The following is a 16,537-nucleotide window of genomic DNA, read 5'->3' on the forward strand; positions in this document are numbered from 1 at the left end:
GAAAGCTACGAGGCAGGACTCCACCTCCGAGGATCGATCATGTGGCTGAAGCACCTCGCCTCAGCCACATGATCCGAACTTCGAACAGCCCCTAGGGCCTGTCTGACAATTCCCGTCGGACCAGCGAGCGTCCGTCGAGCTGGCAGCCCGGATATGCGCCGACATCTGGCGGGTGTTGCCGGGCAGGACCTACGAGCGGCGGGCCAGCAGGTGGGCGTCGAGGAAACCCCGTTCAGAGGCCGGATCGTGGAGCAGCCGGGCGAAGGGATCGAGACCGGCATCGGCCAGCAGTTCGGCGAGGCTATCTGCCGGCCAGCTGTAGGCGGGCGCCACTTTGTGGTTGAAGCGAACCGGTTCTTGTCCGTCGGTCCCGAAGAAGGAGACCAGGAGCAGGCCATCCGGCGCCAGGACGCGTACCTGTTCGGAGAGTAGCTCCGGCAGCTCCCCCGGAGGGGTGTGGATCATCGAGTAGTGGGCCAGCACGCCGCCGAGCGCGCCGTCCTCGATCGGCAGGGATTCCATCCGCGCCTCTTGGAAGCGCAGCGCCGGATGGGCCTGCCGGGCGTGGTCGACCATGCCGGGGGCAAGGTCGAGTCCGAAGGCGTCCAGGCCCAGTTCGTGCAGCATGGCTGTCATATGTCCGGGCCCGCACCCGACGTCCGCTGCCCGCGGGTTGCCCGTCGCGCGCACCAGTTCGGCGAAGGTGCCGATCATGGCCCGGGAGAAAGGTTGTGTCTCCAGCCGGTTTGCGAACAGCGATGCGTACAGCTCGACGACACCGTCGTAGGCCGTCCTGGTGTCGTCCTGATGATTTGCCACGGGCAGGACTCTATAGCCGGTCTGATAATTGATCTTGTGGCGGGTCGAGGTGAGTTGACGGATGAGGCATGGGGGCGAATAGAGCCCCTGTTGCCGCAGGTGGACGGACGCGGCCGTCCGTGGCGTGATCACCGGCAGGTGGTCAACGGGGTGCTGTGGCGGCTGCGGACCGGGGCCCCGTGGCGCGACCTACCCGAGCGGTATGGGCCGTGGCAGACCGTCTACGAGCGGTTCGCCCGCTGGGAGGCCGATGGCACATGGGCGAAGCTGCTGGAGCACGTCCAGGTCCGTGACGATGCGGCGGGCCGGGTGGAGTGGACCGTCGCCGTCGACTCCACGGTCAACCGGGCCCATCAGCATGCCGCAGGCGCCCGTAAAAGGGGGACGTGGACGGGGACGAACTGGAAGATCCGGGCCGCTCGCAGGCGTGCCAGGCACTCGGTCGGTCTCGGGGCGGGTTGACCACCAAGGTCCATCTCGCCGTCGACGGCCGGGGGCTGCCGCTGTCGATTGTGCTCACACCCGGAAACGTCAACGACGCCACAGCGTTCGCCGATGTCCTCAATGGGGTGCGCACTCCTCGGGCCGGCACGGGCCGTCCGCGCACGACACCGGACCGTGTGCTGGGTGATAAGGCGTGTTCCAGCAGGGTTATCCGTCATCTGCTGAGGCGTCGGGGTATCGCTGCCACGATCCCCGAGCGCCGCGACCAGGTGGCCAACCGTCGGCGCCGGGGGCGCCGCGGTGGTCGGCCACCCGTCTTCGACACGGAGATCTATCGCGACCGCAACGTGGTCGAACGATGCTTCGCTCGCCTCAAACAGTTCCGCGCGATCGCAACCAGGTTCGACAAGCTCGCGAACCGGTACCGCGCGGGAGTCGTCCTGGCCTCCCTGATCCTCTGGCTCCGTGAAGCGGCCAGGTGATCATTTGTCAGACAGGCCCTAGTACGGCAGGTAGTAGCTGAGGAGGTCGGCGGTGAGGGGCGGGAAGAGCGCTCGGAACCGTTCCTCGTCGGCGGAGTAGACATCGGGTCGGATCCGGGTCAGGCCCTCCATTCCCCGCGGGCCGAACAGCAGTGCGGGCAGGTGGTCGGGGGCCACTCCGGCGCCCCGCACGGCCCGGGGGCCCTGCATCGCCCCTCCGGTGACGACCTCGCCGAGGCCGTCGGCCCGGACGGGAATCCGGTAGTGGGCCCCGAAGGTGGAGAGGACGATGTCCCGGCCGCCGCGCTCCAGCCCGACCGCGGTGAGGCGCTGCCAGAGCAACGGGCGCAACCGGTCGAGCAGCAGGGCGACGTCCGGGATGCGGACGTAGTACTGCTCCGCTGCGGCCGGCGGCTCGTGGACCAGCAGGTCCTGCCAGGCGCGCGCGGTGACCGTGCCGGCCCGGTGGACGACGCGGAGCGGCTCCTCGGGGAACCGTGCCGCGACCGTCCGGAGCAGGTCCAGCGCCGCCGCCGCGTCCACCGCGGCGGCCTCGGCCAACAGCACCCCGCCGTCGGGGGGCGTGGTGCGTCCGGTGGCGACCGCGGTGCCGTCGCGCTCCAGGACCCACAGGGTGCTCGCCCCGTGCTCCAGTAGCCACCGCCAGCGCTCGGTCGAGTGCCCCATGGCCACGTCGAACCCTGCCTGGGCCGACTGCTGGAGGGCTGCCAGGGCAGGAACGTCGGCGGGCCGGGCCGGGCGGAGCACGGCGTCGCTCCCGCCGGACGGTGGGGTGTGCACACGCAGCGCCGGGGGGATGTCGATGGCGTATTCGTAGCCGAACAACCGGTAGAAGTACGGGATTCCGATCATCGTCTGGAGGACGTGGCCCCGGGCGGCGGAGCACTGGTGAGCCCATCGCATGAGCGCCCGCACCAGTCCGCGCCCCTCGTACGCCCGGTCGGTGGCGACCAGCTCTACCTGGCCGGCGGGGAGGCGGAGGTCACCGAGGCGCACCTCCTCGTCCAGGAGCGTCGCGGTGGACACCACCCGATCGCCGTCCACGACCACGGCGCAGGCGGACCAGCCGGCCTCGGGGTCCGTGACGACCAGCCGGTGATCCAGGGCGTCGTTCGGATCACCGCGCTCGGACAGGAGGGCGCCGATCTGGTCGAGGTCCGCGGGGGTCGCCGTGCGCAGGGTGAGCCCGTCGGCCAGGGCGAGGGGCTCCGGGGATGCTGGATGTGTGGCCATGACGGGACCATCGCACCGCTCTGACCTGGGTGTCCACCGAAATATCCGGAGTATCGGCCGCTCGCCTCCGGTTCCGCTACGGCTCGGGGGCGACGGCACCGGTGTCGAACCCGACGGGAACGACTCGCCACGACTGATCGTTACGGGATCGTCCGGCTGTTCGGGGGGCGAACCTCCGGCCGGACTTCCGACATGAGCGGCCGGTTCGGCCGGCCGCGGCAGCCCGGGGAAACCCGGCGAGGAAGGGAGCGACGATGGACACCGGGGCGCAGGTACGGCCGGCAGGGGTCGCAGACGTACCGGGTGCGGTGGGAACCCTCGCCCAAGCCTTCTCCGACTACCCGTACATCCGGCACGTGGTCGCCGAGAACGACCACGAGGAGCGGGTCCGCCGCTTCCAGGAACTGTTCCTGACCGAGGTGGGCATGGCGTACGGGCGGGTCTGGGTCACGGAGGACCGTCTGGCCGTCGCCGCCTGGACGACCCCCGACCGCGATCCGTCCCCCGGGTTCGCCGCGGTGGGTCCCCACATCGCGGAGTTGGCCGGAGACCGCATCGACGCCTTCACGGCCGCCGAGGCCGCGGTGGAGCCGTACCGGCCGACGGAGCCGGTCTGGTTCCTGGCGACGGTAGGCGTCGCGCCGAGCGCACAGGGCCGTGGACTCGGCAGCGCGGTGCTCCGCCCGGGCATCGAGGCCGCCGAACGGGCCGGGTACCCGGCGTTCCTGGAAACGGCGACGGAGCGGAACGTACGCCTGTACGAGCGTCTGGGGTTCCACGTCACGGCCAAGGTCGAACTGCCTGACGGCGGACCGCAGTTGTGGTGCATGCGACGCGACCCCTCTTGAGTCCGGCCGTCGTGTGCCGCCCCGGGCATCTCCTCGGGGCGGCACCGCGGGCGGGCACTAGACCCGTACGAGTTCCCTCAGCCGGTCGGCCATGGTCCGGATGACGTCCTTCTGCTGGGCGGCCAGGTAGAAGTGTCCGCCGGGGAAGACCTTCAACTCGAAGGGGCCGCCGGCGTGCCGCTCCCAGGCGGCGGCCTCGTCCAGCGTCACCTTCGGGTCGCTGTCGCCGACCATGGCGAGCATCGGGGCGCGCACCGACTCGCCGGCCGCGCAGGTGTAGGTCTCGGCCGCGCGGTAGTCGGCGCGCATCGCCGGCAGCACCATGCGCAACACTTCCTCGTCCCCGAGGAGTTGACTGCTGGTGCCGTCGAGGCTGCGCACCTCGGCGAGGATGCCCTCGTCGTCGAGGAGGTGCACCGTCTCGTGGCGGTGGGTGGACGGGGCGCGGCGACCGGACGCGAACAGGGCGGTGGCGACCACGTCCTTGTCGCGCTCCAGACGTCGGGCGACCTCGAAGGCCACCGAGGCGCCCATGCTGTGCCCGAAGAAGGCCAACGGCCGGTCCACCCAGGGCAGCAGGGCGTTGTACACCCGGTCGGCGAGGCCGGCGACGTTGTCGATGAGGGGTTCCGTGCGACGGTCCTGGCGGCCGGGGTACTGGATGCACAGCACGTCGGCGAAGTCCGGCATGTCGCGGGAGAGGGGGAAGTAGAAGCTCGCGGAGCCTCCCGCGTGCGGCAGGCAGACCAGCCGGACGGCGGCGTCGGGGCGGGGGTGGAACCTACGGACCCAGAGGCTGCTTTCCTCGGTGGGCTGGGTGTTCACGGTGATCGTTCCTTTCGGAGGTGCCGGACGTGTCGGGGGCCGCCGGGCCAGGGGCCACAGCTACGCGAGGACCCGTCCTGGTGACGCCCCCTGCGGCGAGCCCCCGTACCGTTACCCCAACTATGCCCTGGTGACACGGCATTGGGGTGCAGCGTCCGAGCCTAGCCGGGCGCCCGCGGTCAGGGCCTCGGCGGCGCGGTCGGGCGTCGACTCGCCCTCATGGACGGCCGGTGCGGATGTGTCGCGCCGTGGGGGTCGGCCGGTCTTCGGCGGCCCCGACGGCATCCACCGTGAGGAACCGGTCCACCGCCTCCGTGAACTCCGCGGGTGCCCCGCGGTGGATCAGGTGTCCCACGGGGATCGTCACCAGGCGCCCGCCGGGAATGCGCCGCGCCAACTCCGCCACGCCGTCCTGGGGTACGTGGCTGCGCGGGCCGCCGGCGATGACGAGGGTCTCGGCGGTGATCCGGTCGAGCCGTCGCCCCCAGCGGGGGTCGGGCCCGTCGAGTTGCCGTCTGACGTCGAGGACCATCTGCCAGTCGAAGGACAGGTCGCCGTCCGGTCGGGTCGGAGGGGTCGGCTCGCGGGGCCGGGGAACCGGGACGTCCTCCAGGACCAGTCGGTGCACCCGCGCCGGGCGGTCGGCGGCGACCAGGTACGCCACGATCCCGCCGAGGGAGTGCCCGAGCAGGTCCACCCGGTGCAGACCCAACGCGTCCAGGAATCCGCTGACATCGGCTCGCATGCGATCGACCGCGTACGCCCCGGGCCAGTCGCTCCGGCCGTGCCCGCGCAGGTCGAGCGCGTACACCCGGCGGTGGAGCGCCAGCAGGGACGCCACCGGTTCCCAGTCGCCCGCGGTCTCCCCCAAGGCGTGCAGGAGGACCAGCGGCGGAGCGTCCTCGGGACCCGCCACCCGGTAGGCCAGCCGGACCCCGTCCACGTACGCCGAGCAGTGATCGACCATGTCCCGGAGGGTACGCGGCGGTTCCCCGCGACGCGCCCCGCGTTCACCAGCGGCGGAACCCGTGGCCCTCGACCCGCAGCAGGCGACCTAGTCGGCGGTGGGGCGCCACGAGCGGGTCGCGCGGATCGCGGAGCGCGCCCCCAAGGCACCGACGAGGAACGCGACCAGGACACAGCCCAGCGCCCCCGCCCCGAGGACCGTCCAGGAGACGCTGCCCTCCCCCGCGGCGGCGATGAAGAACAGGGAGTGCCACGCGGTGACGGCCGTCGCGACGACGGTGGCCACCAACAGCGGCAGGGTCAGGTGCCAGAACGCGACGGACCGGAAGACGGACCGGGTGCCGGTGAGCACCGTGAGGGGGGCGAGGACACCGCGGATCCGCACGAACTCGGCCGCCGCGCCCAGGCCCCCCGTGAGGGCGAGGACGGCCAGGCCCGTCACCCCGTACAGCAGGACCCAGTTGTTGGCGCGGGCCTTACTCGCCGCCCCGCTCGCCCAGGTGTCGCCCAGTGGCTCGGCGGTCGCCAGCACCGCGAAGGCGGCCCGTTTCACCTCGGACAGTCGCCCGCGTTCGGCGACGACGAGGGCGGAGTCCCGTGCCGTCAACCCGAAGGGTGCCGCCACCGCCCGGACCCGGATGTCCGGGGTCGACCAGCGTCGGATCTCCTCGATCCGCCGGTCGCCGCCGGTCGCCGGGCTCAGTTGCGCGGGGCATCCCAGGTCCAGGGAGCGCAGCGCCCGGCAGGAGCCCTGCAACGAGGTGCTGCCCCGGCCCCGGTCGTCGTACGTGGTGTTCCGCTTCAGGAGGAAGGCACCGTCGGGGAGGGTGCGGGCGAACGCGTCCACCGCCCGCGGTGCCATGGGCCTCACCTGTACGGCGAGCACGCCGTCCCCGATGCGGGCCTGGGTGAGTCGGGCCAGCTCCGCCTGTTCGCCGAGTCGGCTGTTCCACACCTGGAGTTGTGCCACGATGCCCAGGCCGATGACCATGGCCAGGGCCAAGCGTACGACCACGCCGGGGTGGGCGGCGGTCCATCGGCCGCCGATGAGTTGGCCGGCCCGTCCGGTGCGCGCGCCGCGCGCGGCGAGCCCGGCTCCGACCCGGCGGGTGACCAGTGCCGCGACCGAGGGCAGGAACCCCCACATGAGGACGGTGCCGAGGGCGAAGGGGGCGAGGGCGTTGCGCTCCGGGAGGTACTGGCTGGTGACCACCAGGGCCACGCCGAGGCCGCAGCACGCCGGTCGCCAGTGGGGAACGGAGGACGAGCCCCCGCCGGGTCGGGTGGAGCGGCGGTCGCCCGGCGCGCGGTGGGTGAGGACCACGACGGCGAGCAGGAACAGGACGGACAGCAGCAGGCCGGCGGACGCGGTCGGCCATGCCGCGCGGATGTCGCGGCTGTCCAGGACGTAGCCGGTCGGGGGCAGCCGCAGGTCCCAGCGGGACGCGGCGAGTTGGGGCAGCAGCATGAGGAGGGTACCGAGGGCCAGGGGGGCCGCGGCCTCGCCCACCTGGACCAGGGCGCGGTGCCGCCGCCCGGCGCCCAGGGCGTGCAGCAGACCGCTGCGCCGGTCCCGGGTGCGTGAACCCACGCGGGCCGCGATCACGGACAGTGCCAGGGCCGGGACTCCGGTGAGGGTCCAGAAGGTGAGCAGCGGATCGGTGACGGGCCGTTGGTCCACCATCTCGCCGATCGGGAGGGCCTTGCCGAAGCCCTCGGCGTACCACCAGCCCTCGGCTCCCCGCCCGGGGGCGCGTGCGGGGCGCACGTAGGCCAGCCGCTCCGAGGGCGCGGCCAGGCCGTCCTTGCCGATGGTTCCGGTGGACTCGCCGTACCGGTCGTGGATGCCCAGGTGTCGTCCCCGTGCGGCGAGTTCGGGGGAGAGCACCGCCTGTCCGGGTTCGGGCCAGGCGCGCAGCCCGGGGGGCAGCGGGGCGTCGTCGGTGAGCGGGACCAGGTAGAGGACGCTGTGCTGCACCTCGTCGACGGTGTCGAGGACTTCGCGGTACATCAGCGCGGCGTCGTGCCGTGCTTCGGTGAGGATCGGTCCCCGTGCCTCGTTGCGTTGTTCGCGTCCCTGGTGGGTGGCGACCGCGGCGACGGTGCCGAGGACGACGAGGGCGACCGTGGCCGCGGCGGCGAACAGGGCCCACCAGCGCAGCCGGTCGCCGGGGGTGCCCCGTCCTGCGGCGAGCCCGATGTGCAGGAGGCGGGTCCACAGCCGCCGGTCCCGCGTCACGCGGACGCCCCTGTTCCGGTCAGGGCTCCGTGGTCCAGGCGTCGGCGGTGGTCGGCGCGGGCGGCGACGGCGGGGTCGTGGGTGACGACCAGCAGGGCGCAGTCGCGCCGGCGGGCGGCGGTGAAGAGCAGGTCGGCGACACCGTCCTTGGTGTCGGGGTCCAGGGCGCCGGTGGGTTCGTCGGCGAGCAGTACGGCGGGGTCGGTGATCAGTGCCCGGGCGACGGCGGTGCGTTGGCGTTCGCCGCCGGACAGCGCGCCGGTCGGGGTGGTGCCGTGCGGGACGCCCAGGTCGTCGAGGAGTCGGGCGGCCCGTCGGTAGGCGGTGTGGTGGTCGCCGCCGTCGAGGAGTACGGGGAGCGCGACGTTCTCCACGGGGGTCAGTTCGGGGAGCAGTTCACCGAACTGGAAGACCATGCCCATGGTGTCGCGTCGGATGCGTGCCAGCCGGGCGGACCGCTGCCCGGTGATCTCCCGTCCGGCCACGGTGACCCGGCCGGCGTCCGGTGTGATGAGCCCGAGGATGCACATGAGGAGGGTGGACTTCCCCGATCCGCTCGGTCCGGTGATCGCCGTCGACTCCCCGGGGCGGACGGTCAGTTCGAGGTCGTCGAGGAGTACGCGGCCCGCGACCTCGTAGCGGAGGCCGCTGATGCGGAGGCCGGACGCGTCTGCCTGGGTCACCGGGGTGCTCTTCCTCTGGGATGCGGGGTTCCGCCGTGCGGGCGCGGGCCGGCACGGCGGAGTGCGCCCGTGCGTGACGGTGTGGTGGATCGGTCAGTTGTACGCCCAACCGGAGCAGTCGTCCCTGCTTCCGAAGTTCTCGTCGCACGCCTTGAACTTGAAGATCTTGGAGCCGTCACCCGAGTAGACGGTCGTGTGGGTGCCGTTGTGGTTCCACAGCGTGCGCTTGCGGTCCGAGCTGGCGGCGCGGAAGTACTCGGCCTTCGCCGGGTCGCTGTCCCGGCTGCCGTCCTTGACCGCGATCCTCCCGGAGTCCCCCCGTGCGGGGGACCAGGCGGTGGCGCCGCCGCCGGTCACGCTGGTCGCCGTCGCGGTGACGGTGGGCAGGGCGAGACCGACGGCGAGGAGCAGCCCGGCCAGGGTCGTCGATGTGCGCATGGCGGATTCCCTCCCTGGTGCAGGTAGGCGTCCTGGAGCACGGGCAGCACGCTGCCAGCACCGTGGAGGCGGTGCAATCGAAGGGCCGGATGACGCTCAACTTCGGCTGGTTCCCGGTTCACCGGTGGGCGGCCCCGGGGCTTCAGGGTCCCGCGTGGACCTGGCAGGCCCAGAGGCTGGGCGTGCGCGGGTAGTCCGCGCGCAGGGCGCACACCGCCTGGTGGAGGGCGTGTGCCGTGCCCGCCACGGCGGGTGGTCCGCCGTCGGCGACGAGCCGTTCGTAGACCGCGTGGGCGACGCGCGCGCCGATGGTGTCGTCCACGTTCCACAGCGAGCCGACGACGTGCGGGAAGCCCGCCATCTGGAGGGCGCTGACGATGTGGACCGACTCGTCGGCGAGTGCGGGGCTGGTGCGCAGGGTGTCGCAGGCCGACAGGTAGGCGAGCCGGGCGTGGGGGAGCCGCCAGCGGGCCAGGTCGCGGACCGTGGGTGAGTCGCGGGCCGGTCCGTGGAGGGCCAGTCGGGTGTGTGAGGGCCGCTGCGGGTCGCTCACCGCGTGGCAGGCGAAGTGTGCGTACGGGTGGTCCGGCAGGTGTGCGCGGACGGCGGCCCCGGTCGCCGCTTCGCCGTCCAGGACCGTCGCGTCCCGCAGCAGGGCGGCCAGTCGCTGCGTTTCCCCGCGTGCTCCGGGCAGCGGGGGCAGGCCCTCGGCTTCGGGCACGGACACGAGCAGCGGGCGGCCCGGGGCCGTGCGGCGTCCCCGTTCCCGGGTGCGGGCGTGGTGCAGGGCGCGCAGGGTGGGGACGTACGACGAGACCGCCCGGTCGAGGGCTCCGGGGCCGGTGCCGTCCGGGGCGGCGGCGTGCAGCGGGAGTGCGGCGAGGGCGCCGCCCGGCGACCACCAGATCCGGGGCGGGAGCTGCCCGGGTCCCGTCGGGTGGGTCCGGTCCAGCTGGCGCAGGACGGGACCGGTGACGGCCGACCACAGCCAGTCGAGGGTGTCCCGTACGGCCGCCTGGGCGCTCAGCGCCCGGTCCCGCGGGCAGTTGGGGTCGGCCAGCAGGCTCAGCGCCTCCTGGAAGTGTCGGGTGCGTCCTTCGGCCTCCCGTGCGGTGAGGCCGGGCAGGGGTACCGCCTCGATGCGCTCCGTGGTGACGATCAGTGCGCCGCCGTCGGGGGCGGTGGGCACCGGGCCGGGGAGTTCCGGGGCCGGGGGGACGTACAGCAGCACCACGGGGCCTTCGGCGGCGGTGGCACGCAGTTCGCTCTCGTCCCACTCGCGCACCGGTCGGAACAGCCGTAGTGCGGGGTGTTCGGCGCGGATGCGTCCGATGAGTTCGTTCCACTCGGCCGCGGCCCGCCCGCGCAGTTCGGCGCCGCCGGGTGCGGTGTCCGTGATCGTGCCGCTGGCCGTGTCGGTGGGCGTGTCCCAGGCGTCGGGGTCCGTGCGGCGCTCGTCGGTGGTGGCGTCGACGTGGTCGCGCAGCCGGGCGAAGCGCGCGGCCAGGTCCGGTGCCCGAGCGGCCAGTTCGGTGAGATCGCTGTCCGCGTCGAACGCCTGGGCGAGCAGCACCCCGCGGGCCTGCTCCAACAGCCGCACCGCGAGCCCGGGGTCACCGTGGTGCACGGCGCAGGCCGCGGCCTCGGCGCCGAGCCCGACGGCCTGGCTCAACCTGAACTCCTGGTCCTCGCGCACCAGGTGGCGGGGGGACACCGCGGGCAGCAGGTCCACCGCTGCCGTGAAGCCCTCCACGGCCCGGTCGGGTCGGCCCAGCGCCAGCCAGGCGCGGCCCCAGCCGCGGGCGGCCTCCAACCGGGTCGCGGGGGCGCCGTGCGGGTCGAGGGCGGCGGCGCGCAGGGCGTCCGCGGCCTCCCGCAGGTCGGGGCGGGCCCGGGTGTGGACGTACAGCACGGTGAGCGCCGCCCCGAGGCTCGCCAGTCTGCCCGCCCGTCGGGGGTTGCCTTCCGGGGTGGCGCGCACCGCCTGCCGCATCAGTGCGACCGCGTCCCGCCGCACGGTGGAGGACCAGGCCACCCGCTCCCCCGCGAGCCGGAGCGTCGCCGCCGCCATCAGGGCGTTGCTCCGGTCGGGGGCGCCTTCGGGCAGGGCCGCGAGCACCGCGTCGATGAGGGTGCGGGCTTCCTTCAGTCGGGTGCGACGGCCCGTCAGGTGGAAGGCGGTGAGCAGGGCGAGCGCCAGGTTCATCCGTCGTCGGTGCCACTTCGGGTCGGTGGGCGGGGTCAGGGCGATGCCTGCCCTGATCTGTTCAATCGCCTGCTCCACGGTGTGCGGGTCCTGGGTGCGCTCCACGGCGTGCAGCGCACCCGTGCCGGACGCCACCAAGACCGCGGCCCGTTGTTCCCCGGGCAGGCCGGGCAGTTCGGCGGCCCGGCGGCGGCACTCCATGGCTTCCCGCAGGTCCCCCGAGTCGTCGGAGGTCGCGTGCCTCAGGCCCAGCGCGGTGCCCAGGGTCATCAACCGCCCGCCGAGTTCGGCGTGTCCCCGGGGGGTGCGGCGCACCGACTCCCGGAGGGCGGCGACGGCTTCCGGGAGCGCCGTGGTGTCCGTGCCCGACTGGTGGGCGGTGATCAGGACGCTGCCCAGGTCGTGCAGCGCCGCCGGACGTCGTACGTGCTCGGCGGGGAACAGCGCCACCGCGTCGCGGAGCTGCTGGACCGCTTCCCGCAGCACCTCGGGGCCGCTGGTTCCGGCGGTGTAGCGGGCCCGTAGCTCCAGTGCGGTGTTGATGAGGCGCCCGGCGGTGCGGGGAGCGGGTTCCGGGCCGGTCGCCCGGGCGGCGTCCATCAGGTGCCGGGCGGTGGCCAGGTCTTCCGGGCGACCGGTGTGGGCGTGGTGGGCCCTCAGGACCGAGGCGAGCACTTCGCCCACCTGGGACCGGAGCGCCGGGTGTCCGCCGCTCTCCTCGCGGGCCTCGGTCAGCACGGTGACGGCTTCCTCCAGGTCGGCCGGCCGGCCCGCCCTGCGGGATCTGCGCAGCAGGGCGACCCCCAGGTTCAGCAGTGCCGCGCCGCGGCCGTTCGGGTCGCCGGGGACCGCCCGGCGCAGCAGGTCCACGATCTCGTCGTGCTGGTCCGGTGTCCCGCCGTCGCGTTCGGTGCACAGGGAGAGCGCGCGGGCCAGGCTGCTGGCGTACCGGGCGCGGTCGGCGTGGTCGGGTGGGGTCCCGTCCAGTACGTCACGGGCGATGCCGGTCGCCTCGTACAGGTCCTCGGGGTCGGAGGTCATCTCGTAGCGCTGGACCAGGACGAGTCCGTGGTTGTTCAGTCGGACCGGGCGGTCGGGGTCGTCGGTCCGACTGGCCTTCACCGCCCGGTGTCCGAGGTCCGCCGCTTCGTCCAGGGGCGCCGCCTCGCCGGTGACCCGGCTCAGGGTGGACAGGGCCGCCGCCAGGGTGTCCATCCGGAGCGCGTGCTCCGGGGCGCCCCGCTGGGTGGCGAGCACGGCGAGCGTTCCGGAGGCGACGCCCGTCCACAGCAGTTGCTCCAGGTCGATGCCCACCAGTGCGCGCACCTGCTCGGCCAGGTCCTTCAGCCGGTCGACGTACGAGGGGCCATCGTCCGGTCGGGGCCCCTGCGGCGGCAGTTGCTCCTGGGCGGCGGCCACCGAGGACTCGCAGACCACGTGCCACTGCACGGGGCCGTCCGCCGGGCCCGGTCCCGGTCGCTGGTCGGGCGGGAGGTCGGCGAACGCCGTCGCCAACTCCTCCGGTACGGCCCCGGGGTCGACGGCCCACACCGGGAACAGCAGGGTTCCCGCGCAACTGCCCTCCCGGGTTCCCCGGCCCGCGCCGAGCTCCGCGCACCGGGCCCAGTAGAACCAGCCGACGGCCCAGCGGACCTCCAGGTCGGTGGTGAGGTCGCACACCCGCAGCAGCGCGGCCACGTCCGCGTCGGCCGCCGGGCCGAACAGGCCGTGGACGTCGTCGTCCGCGTCGGTGGGCCGCTCCTCCCTGCCCGTGCTCCGGGCCTCGGCGTGCACGAGTCGTTCCCGCACCGCCCGCAGTCGGTGACTCCGTTCCATCTGCTGCGCCTCCGCCCCACTGGTCCCGCACGGCGCCCGGTTCTTCGGGCGTGCGCCGCTCGTCCGTCGCGTACGGCACAATCGGGATCATGACGGCAACGGACAGGGAGCGCCAACGCGCCGACTCCGTGGGAGCGTTGTGCGCACTCCTGGGGGAATCGGGCGGCGGTGGCGATCCGCAGGTGGCCGAAACCGCGGCTCGGGCCGGGGCGTTGATCGCCGCGGACGGTGACCGCCAGCAGGTGGACGAGGCGCTGCACGCGGTGGACGAGGCGCTGCGCAGGGCGGGCGATCCGCGGGGACTGCTCGGCCGGTCCCGGGGTGCGGCGGACCTCCGGCCGTCCGGTTCCGTCGTGCCGGGCGTCCGGGCGCAGATCAAGGTGGCGCTCTGTCCCGGCGAGCCGCGGTGCCCCCGCCGGGAACCGGCGAGGGACCTGTGGCCGGCGCCGATGTGCACGGTCACGGGCGTCCGGATGCGCAAGGAGCGGCTCCGCCGGGAGCCCTGACGTGAGGGGCCTGCGACGGTGAACCCGCTCCTCGCGACGCTCAGCGGCAAGCTGACCGAGCGTTGGCTGAATCTGTTGGTGTTGCCCGGGGCACTGTTCCTGGGCGTCCTGGCCACGGGCGTGACGCTCGGCCACGGCCACTGGCAGGACCTGGGCCGGTTGCGCGCCGCACTCGACGGACTCGCCGGGCGGCCCGCGCTGGAGCGCACCGGCACGGCCGCCCTGGTGGTGGCGATCCTGCTGTTGCTGTCCTCGGCCCTGTCGTTGGGCGCCCAGTTCCTGGGCGCGGGCGTGGAACGGTACTGGCTCCGGGAGGCGCGCTTCGCGCCCTCGCGCGTCCTGGTGCGACGGCGGGCGGCCCGGTACCGCCGTGCGGACCGGGCACGCACCGCGGCCATCCGCGACCCGGCGACGGCGGAGCCGGAGATCGCGCGGCTCACCCTGGTCCGGGACCGGATCGGGCTGGTTCCGCCGAGCCGTCCGACCTGGTACGGCGATCGGCTCCAGGCCGCCGCGGAACGGGTGGACGCGGCCTACGGCGTCGATCTGGCCGCGTGGTGGCCGCGGCTGTGGCTGGTCCTCCAGGAGCCCGCCCAGCGGCAGATCGAGTCCGCGCGTGCTTCGGTCGCGGCGGCTGCGCGCCTGGCGGCCTGGGCCGTCGGCTACCTCGTGGTGGGTCTGTGGTGGTGGCCGGCCGTGGTGATCGCCGCCGGCTGCGCCCTGGTCGCCCGTACCCGGGCCCGCGATGCGGTGGAGGCGCTCGCTTCGCTGGTGGAGGCGGCGGTGGACGTGCACGGGCGCGAGCTGGCCGTCCGGGTGGGCGTGGCGGTCGCGGAACCGGAGCGGGCCCCGGGTCTCCTCGGGCACGAGTCCGGTGACCTGATGTCCGAGGCGTTCCGCAAGGGCGGCTAAACCCCCTTGTCAGGGGTCGGGGGTCGGGTGCGGGATGGTGGCCCCGGGCTCCGTTCGGGCGGCGTCCGGGGCACGGTCGGTTCAGAGGCCGGCGGTGTACAGCAGGCGGTTGGGGGACGACTTGCTGACGGTGAGGGCGTCCCTGGTCGCCTGGCTGATGATCCAGTTGCCGACCTCCTGCGCGGTCGCCGTCGGGTTCACGGCCTTGTAGAGCGCCGCGACGCCCGCGACGTGCGGGCTGGCCATCGAGGTCCCGTCGAGGGCGGTGCTGCCGCCGCCCACGCGGGCCGAAACGATCGCCCGGCCGGGTGCGTAGAGGGCCAGACAGGGGCCGAAGTTGCTGAAGTCGGTCTCGATGTCGTAGTGGTCGGTGGCGCCGACGGTGAGGGCCCAGTTGGCGCTGGCCGGGGAGACGTCGCAGGCGTCCTTGCCGTCGTTGCCCGCCGCGACCACCGGCAGCACGTTGCGCGTGGTGAGGTTGTTGATCGCCTGGTTGACGGCCTCGTTGCGGTCACCTCCGAGGGAACCGTTCAGCACGGCGGGTTGCCGGGCGTTGCGGGCGACCCAGTCGAAGCCCGCGATGATCCCGGACCACTCGCCCCGCCCCGCGCAGTTGAGGACCCGTACGCTCACCAACGAGGTCTGGCGGGCCACCCCGAAGGTGGCGCCGCCGACCGTGCCCGCGACATGGGTGCCGTGTCCGTTGCAGTCGGCCCCGTTGCGGCCGTCACCGATCGCGTCGAAGCCGGGCACGGCCCGTCCGCCGAACTCGGCGTGCTGGTAGTCGATGCCCGTGTCGACCACGTAGGCCGTCACTCCGGAACCGGTGCCGTGGACGTTGAACTCCTGGTTCAGCGGCAGATAGGGCTGGTCGATCCGGTCCAGGCCCCAGCTCGGGGCCGCGGCCCGCGCGGCGCGGGTCGGGGTGGGGGTCGCCGTGACGGTGCCGTCCTCGTCCACGGCGTCGACCGCGGGCAGTGCGCGCACCGCGGTGAGTTGCGCGGGGGTCAGCTTCGCGGCGAACCCGTTGAGGACCGAGGTGTAGGTGAAGAGGGCGGTCGCCGACGGTGCCGCCTTCTTCAGCACGGACGCCGGCGAGACGCCCTTCGCGACGGTGACGATGTACTGGCCCGCGACGGGCACGGGTGTGGGCCGCAGCGGCGCGGGCTCGGCTCGGGCTCCGGTGAGGGCGGCGGTCGGGTCGGGGGCGGTCGAGGTGGCGAGGGCGGGCGCCGTCGTGGAGAGCAGGGCGGTGACGGCTGCGGCGAGCGCGAACAGTCTGGGGTGCGTGGGCATGCCCGTGACCCAACCAAATCGCCTCTCACAAATCCATCACCCTGAGTAGCCCTGCGCTACTTTTCGTACGCACGGGGGGAGGGTGCGCGGCCGGTCGGTCGCAGGACGCGTTCAGGGCAGGAGTTGACGGACCAGCGTGTCGGTGGCCCAGCGTTCCCAGCGGGCCGGGGACCAGCCGCGGACGGCGACCAGGAGACCGTACGTCTCGGGGCCGAGGACGGTGAACGCGATGTCGGCGGCGGACGCGGCGTCGTGCCCGTCCCGGAGCGTGCCCCCCGTCTTGACCAGCAGGGCGCGGGCGAAGTGCAGCTGCACGGTGTGCCGTTGCTCCATGCTCGTCCGCCACAGCGCGGCGAGTTCGGGATCGGAGGCCGCGGCCGTACGGACCACTTCCAGGACGGGTGTCGCCCGGTGCAACACGCCGCGGGCCCCCGCGGCCTGCCGGGCGAGTTGCCGGGCGGGGTCGGGGGTGGCGAGGACGGCGCGGGCCCAGGGGCGGTCGAGGGTGGCCGCCGAGTCGGTGTCGCCGGCGATCGCGGTGTCCAGGACCTCCTTCAGCAGGGCGCGCTTGGTGCCGAAGGTGAAGTAGACGGTCTGCACGCCGACCTCGGCGGCCCGGGCGATGTCCTCGACGGTGGTGCCGGTCCAGCCGCGCTCGACGAAGAGCCCCGCGGCGGCGGCGAGCATCCGGTGCCGGGTGCGACGGGTCTTCTCGGCACGGGTGAGGGGTGGGGTCACGGGCGGACTCCTCGACGGGCGCGGACTGCGGGCCTGGGTGCCGCC

General features: G+C 73.7%; 13 protein-coding genes and 1 pseudogene. 4 read left to right on the top strand and 10 right to left on the bottom strand.

The window, feature by feature from the left end:
* Positions 1–189: 189 nt before the first annotated feature.
* Positions 190–819 (bottom strand): class I SAM-dependent methyltransferase, encoded by a 630-nt coding sequence (locus tag ACFWIA_RS26065; RefSeq protein ID WP_387009088.1) that lies wholly within the window; start codon positions 817–819, stop codon positions 190–192.
* Positions 820–855: 36 nt separating this feature from the next.
* Here ACFWIA_RS26065 and ACFWIA_RS26070 point away from each other — a divergent pair.
* A pseudogene (locus ACFWIA_RS26070) lies at positions 856–1,767 on the top strand (IS5 family transposase).
* Here ACFWIA_RS26070 and ACFWIA_RS26075 read toward each other — a convergent pair.
* Positions 1,764–2,999: a GNAT family N-acetyltransferase gene (locus ACFWIA_RS26075; protein ID WP_387009089.1), complete on the bottom strand. Its 1,236-nt coding sequence runs from the start codon at positions 2,997–2,999 to the stop codon at positions 1,764–1,766. The pseudogene ACFWIA_RS26070 and the gene ACFWIA_RS26075 sit on opposite strands and share 4 nt — an antisense overlap.
* Before the next feature lie 254 nt (positions 3,000–3,253).
* On the opposite strand from ACFWIA_RS26075, the gene ACFWIA_RS26080 reads away from it, so the two are divergent.
* Complete coding sequence (locus ACFWIA_RS26080) at positions 3,254–3,847, top strand: GNAT family N-acetyltransferase (RefSeq protein ID WP_387009091.1); 594 nt, start codon at positions 3,254–3,256, stop codon at positions 3,845–3,847.
* Positions 3,848–3,904: 57 nt separating this feature from the next.
* On the opposite strand, the gene ACFWIA_RS26085 is transcribed toward ACFWIA_RS26080, so the two are convergent.
* From ACFWIA_RS26085 to ACFWIA_RS26110, 6 genes are all read right to left on the bottom strand, one after another.
* Positions 3,905–4,672: a thioesterase II family protein gene (locus tag ACFWIA_RS26085; RefSeq protein ID WP_387009093.1), complete on the bottom strand. Its 768-nt coding sequence runs from the start codon at positions 4,670–4,672 to the stop codon at positions 3,905–3,907.
* 217 nt (positions 4,673–4,889) lie between these two features.
* On the bottom strand, positions 4,890–5,639 hold the full coding sequence (locus ACFWIA_RS26090) for an alpha/beta fold hydrolase (RefSeq protein ID WP_387009095.1): 750 nt from the start codon (positions 5,637–5,639) through the stop codon (positions 4,890–4,892).
* An 87-nt stretch (positions 5,640–5,726) separates the two neighbouring features.
* Positions 5,727–7,877, bottom strand: coding sequence for a permease (locus tag ACFWIA_RS26095; protein WP_387009097.1), 2,151 nt, complete (start codon positions 7,875–7,877; stop codon positions 5,727–5,729).
* Positions 7,874–8,560: an ABC transporter ATP-binding protein gene (locus ACFWIA_RS26100; RefSeq protein ID WP_387009098.1), complete on the bottom strand. Its 687-nt coding sequence runs from the start codon at positions 8,558–8,560 to the stop codon at positions 7,874–7,876. The genes ACFWIA_RS26095 and ACFWIA_RS26100 overlap by 4 nt, the downstream gene beginning before the upstream one ends.
* A gap of 93 nt (positions 8,561–8,653) precedes the next feature.
* Complete coding sequence (locus tag ACFWIA_RS26105; protein ID WP_387009100.1) at positions 8,654–8,998, bottom strand: hypothetical protein; 345 nt, start codon at positions 8,996–8,998, stop codon at positions 8,654–8,656.
* A gap of 142 nt (positions 8,999–9,140) precedes the next feature.
* A complete protein-coding gene (locus tag ACFWIA_RS26110; protein WP_387009102.1) occupies positions 9,141–13,040 on the bottom strand; it encodes a CHAT domain-containing protein in 3,900 nt (1,299 codons plus the stop codon).
* A gap of 89 nt (positions 13,041–13,129) precedes the next feature.
* On the opposite strand from ACFWIA_RS26110, the gene ACFWIA_RS26115 reads away from it, so the two are divergent.
* Positions 13,130–13,546, top strand: coding sequence for a hypothetical protein (locus ACFWIA_RS26115; RefSeq protein ID WP_387009103.1), 417 nt, complete (start codon positions 13,130–13,132; stop codon positions 13,544–13,546).
* An 18-nt stretch (positions 13,547–13,564) separates the two neighbouring features.
* Positions 13,565–14,458: a hypothetical protein gene (locus ACFWIA_RS26120; protein WP_387009105.1), complete on the top strand. Its 894-nt coding sequence runs from the start codon at positions 13,565–13,567 to the stop codon at positions 14,456–14,458.
* A gap of 81 nt (positions 14,459–14,539) precedes the next feature.
* Here the strand turns inward: ACFWIA_RS26120 and ACFWIA_RS26125 are convergent, their stop codons facing one another.
* Complete coding sequence (locus ACFWIA_RS26125) at positions 14,540–15,754, bottom strand: S8 family peptidase (RefSeq protein ID WP_387009107.1); 1,215 nt, start codon at positions 15,752–15,754, stop codon at positions 14,540–14,542.
* A 111-nt stretch (positions 15,755–15,865) separates the two neighbouring features.
* Positions 15,866–16,492 (bottom strand): TetR/AcrR family transcriptional regulator, encoded by a 627-nt coding sequence (locus ACFWIA_RS26130; RefSeq protein WP_387009109.1) that lies wholly within the window; start codon positions 16,490–16,492, stop codon positions 15,866–15,868.
* Between the last annotated feature and the right edge of the window lie 45 nt (positions 16,493–16,537).

Source organism: Streptomyces sp. NPDC127068, assembly GCF_042724695.1.
Classification (GTDB): domain Bacteria; phylum Actinomycetota; class Actinomycetes; order Streptomycetales; family Streptomycetaceae; genus Streptomyces.